General features: G+C 61.7%; 10 protein-coding genes and 1 pseudogene. 5 read left to right on the top strand and 6 right to left on the bottom strand.

What is annotated here, in order from left to right:
• Nucleotides 1-6: 6 nt before the first annotated feature.
• The 4 genes from TBD_RS01770 to epsA all read right to left on the bottom strand — a co-directional run bounded on the left by TBD_RS01770 (nt 7) and on the right by epsA (nt 5,233).
• Nucleotides 7-1,659: a ShlB/FhaC/HecB family hemolysin secretion/activation protein gene (locus tag TBD_RS01770; RefSeq protein WP_041432861.1), complete on the bottom strand. Its 1,653-nt coding sequence runs from the start codon at nt 1,657-1,659 to the stop codon at nt 7-9.
• 182 nt (nt 1,660-1,841) lie between these two features.
• A complete protein-coding gene (locus TBD_RS01765; RefSeq protein ID WP_011310866.1) occupies nt 1,842-3,251 on the bottom strand; it encodes a hypothetical protein in 1,410 nt (469 codons plus the stop codon).
• A gap of 66 nt (nt 3,252-3,317) precedes the next feature.
• Nucleotides 3,318-4,175: a PEP-CTERM sorting domain-containing protein gene (locus tag TBD_RS01760; protein ID WP_011310865.1), complete on the bottom strand. Its 858-nt coding sequence runs from the start codon at nt 4,173-4,175 to the stop codon at nt 3,318-3,320.
• 224 nt (nt 4,176-4,399) lie between these two features.
• Nucleotides 4,400-5,233, bottom strand: coding sequence for an XrtB/PEP-CTERM-associated transcriptional regulator EpsA (epsA, locus tag TBD_RS01755; RefSeq protein ID WP_238376479.1), 834 nt, complete (start codon nt 5,231-5,233; stop codon nt 4,400-4,402).
• A gap of 69 nt (nt 5,234-5,302) precedes the next feature.
• Between epsA and TBD_RS01750 the strand changes: the two genes are divergently transcribed.
• Entirely contained in the window at nt 5,303-7,123 is a 1,821-nt protein-coding gene (locus TBD_RS01750) for a GGDEF domain-containing protein (protein WP_011310863.1), read from the top strand.
• Nucleotides 7,124-7,440: 317 nt separating this feature from the next.
• Here the strand turns inward: TBD_RS01750 and TBD_RS01745 are convergent, their stop codons facing one another.
• Nucleotides 7,441-7,632 (bottom strand): DUF3562 domain-containing protein, encoded by a 192-nt coding sequence (locus tag TBD_RS01745; protein ID WP_041432208.1) that lies wholly within the window; start codon nt 7,630-7,632, stop codon nt 7,441-7,443.
• Between the two features lie 88 nt (nt 7,633-7,720).
• Between TBD_RS01745 and TBD_RS15210 the strand changes: the two are divergent.
• Nucleotides 7,721-7,990, top strand: a pseudogene (locus tag TBD_RS15210) (response regulator); the annotation flags it as partial.
• Entirely contained in the window at nt 7,976-8,398 is a 423-nt protein-coding gene (locus tag TBD_RS15205) for a winged helix-turn-helix domain-containing protein (RefSeq protein ID WP_337998339.1), read from the top strand. The pseudogene TBD_RS15210 and the gene TBD_RS15205, both read left to right, overlap by 15 nt.
• On the opposite strand, the gene TBD_RS01735 is transcribed toward TBD_RS15205, so the two are convergent.
• Nucleotides 8,355-9,374, bottom strand: coding sequence for a recombinase family protein (locus tag TBD_RS01735; RefSeq protein ID WP_011310860.1), 1,020 nt, complete (start codon nt 9,372-9,374; stop codon nt 8,355-8,357). The two genes, TBD_RS15205 and TBD_RS01735, sit on opposite strands and share 44 nt — an antisense overlap.
• Nucleotides 9,375-10,114: 740 nt before the next feature.
• Here TBD_RS01735 and TBD_RS01725 point away from each other — a divergent pair.
• Both TBD_RS01725 and rpoH read left to right on the top strand, forming a co-directional pair.
• Nucleotides 10,115-10,822 carry a hypothetical protein gene (locus TBD_RS01725; RefSeq protein WP_049750200.1) on the top strand — a complete coding sequence of 236 codons (708 nt, stop codon included), beginning with the start codon at nt 10,115-10,117 and terminating at the stop codon, nt 10,820-10,822.
• Complete coding sequence (gene rpoH, locus TBD_RS01720; protein ID WP_011310858.1) at nt 10,819-11,664, top strand: RNA polymerase sigma factor RpoH; 846 nt, start codon at nt 10,819-10,821, stop codon at nt 11,662-11,664. Before TBD_RS01725 ends, rpoH begins: the two co-directional genes overlap by 4 nt.
• Nucleotides 11,665-11,721: the final 57 nt, after the last annotated feature.

Genomic DNA, 11,721 nt, shown 5'->3' with positions numbered 1-11,721 from the left:
GCTCAATCACCAGGCGTAGCCCAGGCGGAAGTGGCCGCGGCTGTCGCCACGTTCGGTGTCGCCGAGATCTTTCAGCGCGACGGCCCAGTCGATCCCCGCCGATGCGCCGCCCCATCCCTTCAGCCGCAGCCCGAGGCCCGCGCCGGCCAGCGTGTGGCGGTCATCGGCTGTAATGGGCTGGCGCACGCGCACGTACCCGCCGTCGACGAAGGCCAGTACATGCAGACCGTCGATGGCATCGCCAAGGTGCTTCGCAAGATTCGGCGTGCTGGCCTGCACGCTCAGCGCCGCGCCGTCGTCGCCCAGCGCGGCGGATTCGAGGTAGCCCCGCACCGTATCGACGCCGCCGACGGCGAATTGCTCGTTCGAAATCAGCGGTTGTGCCGCCAACTGCCAGCTGCCCCGCAGCGCAGCGCCCCAACCTGTGGGCCAGGTCTCATCGTGCGAGAACGTGCCGCGCAGAAAAGCGTAGTCGGGGCGCCCCTTGAAGCGCTTGTCCGCAAACTCCTGTTCGTCCGCCACAAGCCCACGCACGTGGAAATTGAATGCCACGCCGACCTTGGTGCTGCGCCCCTGGCCCAGCCGCGTGCCGTCCCAACCAAGCGTGAACGGCAGGTAGCGGATCGGCGTGTTGAAATCGCCGCCGCCAAGCAGCGCGACGGACTGCTCGAAATCCTTGTAGTCCACGCCCAGCGTCGCCGTGTGGAAGAACTCCTCGCTGCGGCTGCGCAGCGGGATAATGTAGCGTGCGCCGAGAATGTTGCCGTTGCCGAGCACGTTCAGCGTCCCCACGGCGGCAACGTCGGATTCCGACCGCACGCCATACAGTGCGAGGTAGTTGCCGGACGCGAGTGGCCATGTGTAGCTCGCCGAGAATACTTTGCTCTCGTCGACGTTCTCAGGCGCCGTCTGCACCGTGATGCCGAGCCCATGCTGCTTCTGCCACACGTTATCCCAGCGCAGGCTCGCGGTCAGACGCGTGCGCGTCGTGTCCTGGCTGTAGCGGTCATTGACCTCAACCTCGCCATGCAGCGGCAGCCGGTCCTGCACCTTGAGGTCGACCTCGACCGTCCCCGGCGTCTTGCCCGCGCGCAGCACGGGCGTGATGCGGCGATCCGCGGACTTGTTGAGAGCCGCCAGTTCCTTCTGCATCTGCGGAAAGTTCGGCACCGTGCCCTCGGCCAGCTGCGGCACGCCGGCCTTGATTTCACCGAGGCTGAAGTAGCGCGACTCCACGACGCGCAGCCGCTGTACGGGCGCCTCGGTCACCGTCAGGCGCACGACGCCTTCATCCACTTTCTGCTGCGGGATGCTCACCAGCACGGTCAGGTAGCCGGCGCCGTGGTAGGCCTTCTCCAGCGCCTCGCGCGCCTGCTCGACATCGGCGATCGTCTTTTTCTCACCAAAATGTGGATATACCGCCCGCTCGATCGCGATGGCGGGCAGCAACGTCGTGCCTTCCACGCGGTATTCGAATACGTCAAATCGAGGCGCACCATCTGCCCGGGCGGTCGCCGACGCTGCATCATCCTTGCCGGCAGACGCCGGCACTGCGGAGGACGACGCGGTGGTCGGTGTCGTTTCGACCGCCCCAACCGCTGGCGCCCAACACAACCCCAACAACAGCCAAACGGCCGCTCGGCCAGACCTATCATTCATGTACACGCCAACCATCAAGATCATCCAACCCATCGACGCACTCGCCGCCAGGGAAACACTGAAACGCAAACGCTTCCCTCGCGAAAAACACGCCATGCCTAAACGAAAAGCCCCCCGCTTGCGCGGGGGGTTGGGAATGCGCGCCGGTCGACTTGCCCCGGCGCGGAATCGAACCCCTTGACTCAGTACGTCTGCACGCCCATCGAGCAGGTGTTGCCACCGCGCGAGGCACGCGCGACCGGCGAGACGCCATAGTCGAACGTGTAGCCGTTCGAGGTCAGCGCGGCCAGACCGGGCAGCGGAATGTCGACGATCGCAACCGGGTCGCCCATCTTGTTGGCGAAGTAGTTCATGAGGTTGGTCTCGGTGTTGGTGTAACCGGTCTTGCGGCGGTTGAAGCTGGCCTCGGCCCAGTAGAAGTCGTAGTCGCCGGCGACGAAGTTCTCGACGCTCGGGTACACCTGACCGATCTTCACGTAATGCCACTTGTCCTGTACGCCATCGTTGTCGTCCGAACCCGAGATCTTGGAACCGGTGTCGCCGCTCTGGCGCTCGGTGCCCATGATGGCGATCGCCATCTCGCCCTGGTAGTAGGCTTGGGTCAGGCAGGTGTCGACGCCTTCCTGCTGGCCGTGCTCGACCACGGTATAGACATCCGTCTCACCGAGGAACGCCTTGTTGGTGTCATTGAGCGTGGTGTTATCACCCGAGAAGGAAGACAAACCCGTAGCACCGCCATAGGTCGGGCTGGTACCGCAGGGCTGCGCCATCACTGTGGCTTCGAAGGAAGCCAGCGTGCCGGAGCCGGTGGCGCGGCGGCAGACTTTGATTTCGGTGGTGTTCACACCTGCGTCGTCCCAAGCGGTCTGATTGGGATGGTTCTCCCCGCTACGGTCGCTGTCAGCGACGATCTGGTCACTGACCGCGGTCCAGTCGGCCGCGGCGCCAGCGAATGCGCCGCGCACGAACGAGGCCGGCAGGCTGGGGGCGTTGGCGGGGTCGAAGGTGGTGGCATTGACGTCGCTCAGACCCTGGATGGCCTGCAACTGGCGATAGACGTTGTCCGACACGGCCATGCCGAACACCTGGGCGACGATACCCGCATTGTTCAGGTTGGCGTAATCGGCCGCGGCCGTGGAGACCAGCTTGGGCTCGACGTCGGACACGCCCGCGGTGGGCACCGCGGTCGTGGCGCCGCAACCCGTCCAGTGCGTACGATTAGGGAATACCGGATCAACCGTGGAGGTAGTGCAGGTGGTGGTGGCGACGGTCACGGGCGTGCTGTTGTTGACTGGCTTCACGCCATGGCTGGAACCCCCCTGCTCTTTATTGATGATCAGCGTGTCGCCGGCATTTACGCCCGCGATGCCCAGGCCCGACTTGGCGGTGCACTGATAGCGAACGGCGGGCTTGGCACCGCCGGCCGTGCTATACGTGGCGGAGGCGACGGTCGTGTTGCACATGTCGAGCGCGGTTTTTTCGAATGACTTGTTCAGCGCGGTGGCGCCTGACACGGTGAACGTGACGGTGGCGGCCGAAGCAGAACCGGCCGCCAGAACGGCAACGGCGACGGCGATTTGATGCAGTTTCATTGGTCTATCCCTTTGACGTAATCGATTAACGATGGAAAGTCCCGCCATGCGGCGGGGCAAGGTGCATCAGGCGACGCGGCGACGCGCCATAAAGCCGACCAGGCCCAGACCGGCCAGGATCATGCCGTAGGTCGAAGCCTCGGGAACGGCGGCCACGGTGGGCGCAAAGGTCAGGGAACCGTCGGCGGCGAAAGTGAAGGTGGCATCGCCATTCACGCCATACGCCACAGCGGTTGCCTCAGCCGTATTGCTGCTGCCGCTGCGGGTCAGGTAGTAAAAACCCATGCTGTCACCAACGTTGCCCACAGTGCTGAAATCCGGGGTCTTCCCGGAGAAGTTGGTGCTGTGCACTGCAGCACTGATCGCAAACGCCATCGAAGACGTATCGTCAACGATGATCTCGGTATCGGTGCCCATGGCGCCGATAGCCGCATCCCAGTAAACATCCTGGTTGATCACAGCGAAAGTGAGTTCAGTATTGTTGGTGGCGACACCAGCAGCTGCTTGCGCATCAACCAGATTGGTCGCCGAAGTGGTCAGGACACGCTTCTGGTCAGCCGACGAAGTACCAAAGCCATCCAGCGCCGTCACGTCCCACTGCAGCCCAGCGATCGTGGCTGCATCCATGCCCGCCGTAAAAGTGCCCCACAGCGCGCCCGTGCTCCACGTCTGGTTGCTGCTGCCCAGGCTGTCGACGTTGGTCGTGAAGCCGCCGGTGGTACGGTTACCCGTGCCGAACTCGTTCATCGCGACCTCGAGCGAACGGGTATAGGAACGACCCACGCCGCCGTTGTAGTTTGCATCGAGCACGGTCAGCAGCAGATAGGCATTGCCAGTGGCGACGTCATCCGTTGCGGTGATAGCGTGTGCGGAACCGGAAGCCAGTAAAGCTGCGGCCACCAGTGCGTTGAGTTTGAAATTCATGTAAGCGCTCCTCTTTTAAGTAAAAGTCCCAGAAAGTGGTGAAGCTTTCCGCCCCCCTGTGGGGAAGGCCCGCGGACTGCATGCGGACCAACCGGAAATAGAGCCCGCACGTGCGGACGAGGCGACTTTAGGCGGCGCGAATGACACGAGATGAAGAGAAGCCGGGGGGAAAACTGAGCCGGACGGCTCATTCGGCGAAGGAGTGTGCCGCCCGGCGCTGGCTTCTATTCCGGCCTTCGGCTCGATTGCGCACGCAAAAACCCAAGTGCGATCGCGCGTGCGACTGCCTGCCCGCGCGTACGCACGACCAGTTTCTGCATCGCGTGACGCAGATGGTTCTTCACGGTCAGCATCGATAGTCCGAGGATCGCGGCGATTTCCTCGTTGGTCTTCCCATCGCGGACCCAGGCCAGGACTTCCGCCTCCCGCGCCGTGATGAGACCGGCGTGGCGATCGCCAAGCGAGCGAGTTCGCGCTTCGTTGGCGAGTACGCGCGCAAGCGTCACCAGAAGATGCGGCAATAGAAGCTCCATGAAGAGCGCAAGGCGCGCATCGAATGGCACACGCAGGCGTGAAAAGCTCGCATATCCCCACATTTGGCCGTCGACCCGGCACAGCCCATGAAATGCGAGGTTCTTCAACTCGAGGTCGAGCAGACGGCGATGCCAGCCGTCTGGATCGTCAGTCAGCGCAGCGATAAGGCGCGGTTCGCGTTTTGCGCCCCATTCGTGGGTGAGCTGATGAATGAGCCCGTCCGCAGGATGGATCACCCGATGATAGTGATCGTCCTTGAAGTAGCGGCAGGCCGTGAACCGTTGGTGCAGGAGATAGCCGCCTTCGTCCGCGATCCCGCAAAGCAGGATCTCGTGCGGAATGAGCGATTGCACAGGCCCGTGCACCCAACTGAAAAAGTTATGACGCAGATTGACGCGACGCGACGCGAGCAGAATACGCGCGAGATGTCCGCAATCCTCATCCCCGAGTTCGATTGCATTATTCATATTGCCCCCCGGGGAGGCGAGCCTAGACATCCGGAATGACACGGCCGTTACAGGCATCGAACGAATTCACATCTCGGTAACGCAAGCTCCGTACGCTTCGCGCGATTTGACCCTCCGTTTTCGTTCATGAGCCCCGACGATATGCGCTCCCATCTGGAAGAAATTCTTGCAACGGCACGCCTGACAACTCTGCTTCAGCCGGTCCTCGACATGTCGAAGGGGGTGGTCAGCGGATATGAGGCACTCTCCCGCGGACCGTCGGACAGCCCGCTGCATGCGCCGCAGACCTTGTTCCGGGTGGCTGAAACGCACGGGCTCGGCACACAGCTTGAATGGGCATGCGTACGCTCGGCCTTCGCGACCTTCACTACGCTCGGTCTTCCCGGACAACTGTTCGTCAATCTGTCGCCGGCAAGCCTGCTCGACCCCGCCTTCGCACCCGCGGCCGTTGTCGCGGCGCTCAAGGGGGCCGACCTCGCGAATGACCGTCTGGTTTTCGAGATCACTGAACATTCCGCGCACGTCGACTATGGCAGCCTTCGCGACGCGGTCCGCGCGCTGCGCTCAGAGGGGATCGACATCGCGATCGATGATCTGGGCGAAGGTTTTTCCAGCCTTCGGTTGTGGTCAGAATTGAAGCCCGCCTACGTCAAGATCGACAAACACTTCATTTCCGGAATTCATCAGGATCCTCACAAGATCCAGTTTGTGCGTTCGATTCGCCAGCTCGCCGAGGGCGCGCATTCGTGCGTGATTGCCGAGGGCGTGGAAAATCTGTCCGAACTCGCCGTGCTCAAGGACCTCGGAATGCGCTATGTACAGGGCTACCTCATCGGTCGCCCGTCGGCGGATCCGATCCGTCTTCTTCCGCGCGAGGTCGAGGCCTGCCTGCAATCTGGCGTGGTAAGCGTCCTGCCATGGTCACCGATGCGGGAAACGCTTCACGCGTCGGCGGACCGGCTCGTCGTTCCAGCGCCCGCCGTAAGTCCCGCAACGGTGAGCGAGGACGTGCTCGAACTCATGATGCTTCGCCCCGACCTGCACGCTCTGGCCGTAGTCGACAATGAGATTCCCGTCGGCATCATTCACCGCCCCGCGCTGCTGGACCGTTTCATCAGCCTCTACGGGCGGGAACTTCACGGTCGCAAGCCCTGCTCGGCCCTGATGGATGCCGATCCGCTGATTGTCGACAAGGCCACCCGTATGAGCGAACTCTCCGAACTCGTCATTCAGAAAGGCAAGGCTGCCTTCACGCAAGGCTTCATCATCACGGACGAGGGCCGTTACCTGGGCCTGGGATCTGGGTTCGATCTGATGCGCGAGGTGACGGAAATGCAGATCGTCGCCGCGCGCTATGCCAATCCACTTACGGGGCTGCCCGGCAATGTCCCGATTCAGGAACACCTGGAGCGGCTACTGACGAATTCGCAGACCTTTGTCGCCGCCTATTTCGATCTCGATCACTTCAAGCCTTACAACGACGTCTACGGGTTTCGGCGCGGCGACGACATCATTCAGCTCCTCGCGCACATCCTCTGCGATGGCTCCAACCCTGAACTGGACTTCGTCGGGCATATCGGCGGTGACGATTTTGTCGTCCTGTTCCAGAGCCTGGACTGGGAGGAGCGTTGCCGTACCGTGTTGTCCCGCTTCGACGAGGAACGGCTCGCCCTGTTCCTCCCCGAACACGTCCTGTCGTCCGGTTACCACACCGAGGACAGGCGCGGCGTCATGACCTTTCACGGCCTCGTGACACTGTCGATCGGAGCGGTCTTCGTCGACCCGACGCACTTCCATCATCACCAGGAGGTAGCGCGCGCAGCCTCGGACGCCAAACGCATGGCGAAGCGCGTCGAGGGAAACAGCCTCTTCATCGACCAGCGCCGCGTTCCCTTCCGGCGGACGTTAGTACTGGAACCCACGGTGCCCGAGGCGAATTGCGCGTGAAAGAAATGTATGGTCTCGCCGTATATCCGGTCCTTGGCGGAAACAGCCGCCCGAAGGCCGCTTTTCCGCTTTCGGCGCATGCCATCCGCCACGAGAGGTGACGACTGGTGTGAGCGTGAGTGCCTTATTTATGGGCATCGCTCGATGTCGCGGAACGGAAGCCTTCCGTTTGTCCACAAGTTTGCCAACGGCGATTGAGGAAAAAGCGTTCGTTGACGCCCTAAATTCCGTTCTTTGAGTTCCGCCGCCTTCGTACCTACTGAGGCGACTGTCCAGCTTCATTTCAAGCCGGATTGCGGCATCTGCTGTCAGACTTGTCACCGCCGGTTTACCTTTCCCTCAAGCAATTCGCGCACCTCTCGGGAGGTCAGCACGATAAGAAAATCCTTGACGCGCGCACCGGTGCTCATCCGCTCGAATGCCTCGGCATAAAACTTGCGCACTTCTTCCTCGGGGCGCCATTCGGCGCTGGGGCAGACGGATCTACCGGGAAAAGCCAGGCCGTCCACGTCGGCCTGTATGTCTTCTTATCACCTTCGTGGCGAGTCTTAGCCGCATCTTTATCGGCTTTGTACCTATAGGACACGCCGCTTCGTCCGCACCTCGCTGGAGGCCGAAGGCTGCCACGTGGTGGACGCCGCCACCGGCGAACGAGGGCTGATCGAGGCCGGCACGCGCAAGCCCGATCTGGTCATCCTCGACCTCGGTCTCTCAGATCGCGATGGCGTCGACGTGGTGCGCGACCTGCGCAATGGTCAGCCATCCCTATCCTCATCCTGTCGGCCCGGGTCGACGAAACGGACAAAGTGGCTCGACGCCGGCGCGGACGACTATCTGACCAAGCCTTTCGGGGTGGCGGAGTTGCTGGCGCGCGTGCGCGCTCTACTGCGTCGCACGCACGTCACCGGCAGCGAAGGGCCGCTGGTCACATTCGGCGAGGTCACGGTGGACCTGGCCCGGCGCCAGGTCACCCGGAGCGGCGCGGAGGTCCACCTCACTCCCATCGAATACCGGCTGCTCGCCGTGCTCATTGCCCGCGCCGGCCGGGTAATCACCCACCGGCTGCTGCGCGAAGTCTGGGGCCCCAGCCATACCGAGGATACCCACTATCCACGCGTCTACATGACAGGGCTGCGCCGTAAGCTCGAAGAAAACCCACCCCCACCGCGCCACATTCGCACAGAGTCCGGGTTACCGTCTCGTAGAGACAATGTCCGCCGGCATGACGGGCTCAAACGCGCCTTCCTTTTTGATCCCACATGTCAGGCGTATTGACCACGCGGAGTTTCTTGAGCTTGAAGGAAATGCGGTTGTAGACGTTGTTCCCGATGTATTTCTCGTTGGTCAGCACCTCATGCACCGTGGCCCGCGTCCAGTACCGGTCAAAATCGGTGCGCACCCGTATGCTGTTGAGGCGCATGGCGATCTCGGAGTCGCCCAGCCCCTCATCGATGAACCACCGATAGATCTGGTGGACGATGCGAATCTCGTCCCCGGGCCCCGGCATCAAGACGACGCGATCGGTCTGCAGGCTCTTCTGTTCGCCACGCGCTAGCATGCCCTTTGACGAACCTTGCTGATCGATGAGGACCCGGCGTAGACCGAAGCCGGCTGGGCTGCCTTGGCGGTAGCCGAGTTCGATCAGGCGGCATTGGCCTGCAAACACCTTGGCGGACAGCTCACGGCTGTACTCGCGGGCCATGGCACGCTTAACGCCCTTGACGATGGTAGACACGGGAGAGCCGTCATTCTCGAACTGCTCGGCGCAATAAGCGACCTGTATGCCTGCGCGGCGGCAGATGCACTCGTAGTAGGCGCTTTCGTCGGCATCCTGGAAGCGACCCCAGCGGCTGACGTCGTAAACCAAAATGATCTGGAAATCGGCCGTCCCGCCTTCAACATCCTTGATCAGTTGCTGCAGCGCTCGGCGTCCATCGATGCGCAGACCGCTCTTGCCCTCGTCAGCATAGGTACGCACGATGCTGATACCCCGGCGCTCCGCATACCTGGTTGTCGCAGTAGTCGGGATCGTGATGCCGTTTAGCTCGCCGCCAGCGTCGGCGCCGCTCTCGCTGGCAGTCCTGCGCTGGGCAGTATGTCTGGGTTGGAGTCTGAGGGCGCGGCCTGAAGAGTTGACCGCAGGCTGCGCAGAGCTTGTAATCCATGCGCGTCTCCAGACCCGATAGTTTTCCTCAACCTGCGACCGGATGCTTCCGGGTACGCAATCAAGATCGGCGGAAAAACCCGGCATCCCCAGCGCGTTTTAGCGCCCTTATCAAGTACCGCCGCCCCACACCTGTCTCGGCTCGCTGCGTTCCTAACACGCTACAGCATCAACGGCCCTATTAACTGGCAGTATTAATTAGTAACGCAACAGCAAAAAACCATTAAATAACAATTGCTTGCGTAATTTTATTTCTTGCGCTCGCGGGCGTCCTAGTTTACTGTGCAAATTAGAACGTTGAACGGGACGACGCATGACTAAGCGTGACTGTGCCTCAATAGCCACGACTCCATCAGCGGGAGAAATGAGGGCTGGCTTCCAATGGTTGACCAGCGCTTACGGCCCGATAGTTGGTGGCGAGAAGCTAACCCGGTTGCTGGGCTACCCAAGCAACGAGGCGTTTCGCCAAGCGCTTAACCGAGGACTGTTGCCGGTGGAGACTTTCAATATTCCACACCGGAGGGGCAAATTCGCCTACACGGAGGATATTGCGGCGTGGCTGAGCAGCCTCAAATTGACTAGCCAGTAATCTGAGGCTATCGAGCCCGCATCCCGTATGGAGAGTACCGAGGAGAACGTCATGTAACAAAAAACCGAACCCCTCTTTCGAAAGGCCCGGCTCTTGCCATGCGTGTGCATGATGTACTGCTGACTCGCACTCTCAGTATCTTCAACGCACCGGCAAAAGTCAAGGTCAATTCGCGCTGATTCAGGCCGCCTGGCCAGCTTCGGCCATGCGCAATTACCAAGTCTATTGGAGATACGTTATGCGCGCCCGCAAGAAAGGCGTCACCCCTACGCGTATGTCGACCATCCTCAAGCGGCAAGCAGTGCCGCGCTGCGGTTCCGACTACACGCCGTCGATCCTCGCCACCCCACAGGAGGCGCCCTCCATATCCCACGCCTGCACACTCAATTCAAGCAAGCTGGGCCGCGAGGTCCACTGCCTATCACTACCAGAGACAGCTGCGGCCCTTCTTGCGTTATACGACCCGGCTGTGGTCGATTTGCACGAACAGCGGATGTTAGCCCCATGGCCCACACCTCACCCCCTGTTTGGATTCCCTGGTATGCACCAAGTCCAGCTACCGCCCATCAGGGGCATGATTGAAGTCGCCGAGCGCCTGGGTTATCTGAAAATGCTGCCCCGGGTCAGGATCGAGAACCCAGATGTCCCCGGTAGCTCAGACGTGCAGGTATTCCCCTATATCGGTGACCTTTTGCTGTTCAGGCGCAGAGTGAACGACGATGGACTGTACTGCATCAATTGGTCCATCAAGGATCAAGAAATAGCCTTCCGCGTCAGGACAGTTCGTCAGCCGGGAAAACAAAGGCCATCCCGCGACAGCCTCCCAGATATGCTGCCCAGGCATGAGATGGAGGAGGCCTATTACCGAGATGCGGGAACCCGGGCCCGCATTAGCACTCCCAATGCGCGAGTGCTAAAATTCGCCGCAAGGAGGTCACACGCATGACGCAGACAATGTCTTTACCGATTCCCGCCGCCTACAGTCTGGACAGCTACATCCAGACCGTGAGCCACTATCCGATGCTCAGCCTCGAGGAAGAGCAGAAGCTGGCGCGCGCGTGGCATGACGAACAAGACCTTGAAGCGGCGCGCCGGCTGGTGTTGTCGCACCTGCGCGTCGTGGTGAGCATCGCTCGGCACTATCTGGGCTACGGGCTGCCGCACGCGGACCTGATCCAGGAAGGCAACGTCGGCCTGATGAAGGCGGTCAAGCGCTTCGATCCGGACCGCGGCGTGCGGCTCGTGTCCTTCGCGCTGCACTGGATCCGCGCTGAAATCCACGAATACGTGCTGAAGAACTACCGAATGGTCAAGCTCGCGACGACCAAGGCCCAGCGCAAGCTCTTTTTCAACCTGCGCAGCCTCAAGCAGTCGCTCAACGCGCTGACCGTGCAGCAGGCCGACGCGATGGCGCAGGAACTCAACGTCAGCCGCAAGGACGTGCTCGAGATGGAAACGCGGCTCTCGGGCCATGACGTCTCGATCGATCCGATGGTCGACGACGGCGAGGACGACTACAGCCCGATCGCCTATCTCGCGAGCGCGGAAGAGAACCCCGCCCAGCGCCTCGAGCGCGAGCAGACCGAACGACTGCGCGAAAGCGGCCTCACGAGCGCACTCGAAGAACTCGACGAGCGCAGCCGCCACATCATCCAGGCGCGCTGGCTCAGCGAAGGCGACGTCGCGACGCTGCATGAACTCGCGGCGCAATACGGCGTCTCGGCCGAACGCATCCGCCAGATCGAAGCGCGCGCGCTGCAGAAGATGCGTGCGTCGATCCCTGCCTGAACGGGAGGTTCTGCCAACAAAAAGCCCCGCCGATGCGGGGCTTTTTGTTGGCAGAAG

It is taken from the genome of Thiobacillus denitrificans ATCC 25259 (assembly GCF_000012745.1).
GTDB lineage: Bacteria > Pseudomonadota > Gammaproteobacteria > Burkholderiales > Thiobacillaceae > Thiobacillus > Thiobacillus denitrificans_B.
Note: the sequence above shows the minus strand (reverse complement) of the source record. Positions and strands in the feature narration are given on the sequence as shown.

Excerpts from the sequence above, each read along its gene's own strand:
- TBD_RS01770 (WP_041432861.1), bottom strand. The coding sequence starts at position 1,659 with ATGAATGATAGGTCTGGCCGAGCGGCCGTTTGGCTGTTGTTGGGGTTG.
- TBD_RS01750 (WP_011310863.1), top strand. The coding sequence starts at position 5,303 with ATGAGCCCCGACGATATGCGCTCCCATCTGGAAGAAATTCTTGCAACG.
- TBD_RS01760 (WP_011310865.1), bottom strand. The coding sequence starts at position 4,175 with ATGAATTTCAAACTCAACGCACTGGTGGCCGCAGCTTTACTGGCTTCC.
- TBD_RS01765 (WP_011310866.1), bottom strand. The coding sequence starts at position 3,251 with ATGAAACTGCATCAAATCGCCGTCGCCGTTGCCGTTCTGGCGGCCGGT.
- epsA (WP_238376479.1), bottom strand. The coding sequence starts at position 5,233 with ATGCCTGTAACGGCCGTGTCATTCCGGATGTCTAGGCTCGCCTCCCCG.
- rpoH (WP_011310858.1), top strand. The coding sequence starts at position 10,819 with ATGACGCAGACAATGTCTTTACCGATTCCCGCCGCCTACAGTCTGGAC.
- TBD_RS01725 (WP_049750200.1), top strand. The coding sequence starts at position 10,115 with ATGCGCGCCCGCAAGAAAGGCGTCACCCCTACGCGTATGTCGACCATC.
- TBD_RS01735 (WP_011310860.1), bottom strand. The coding sequence starts at position 9,374 with ATGCCGGGTTTTTCCGCCGATCTTGATTGCGTACCCGGAAGCATCCGG.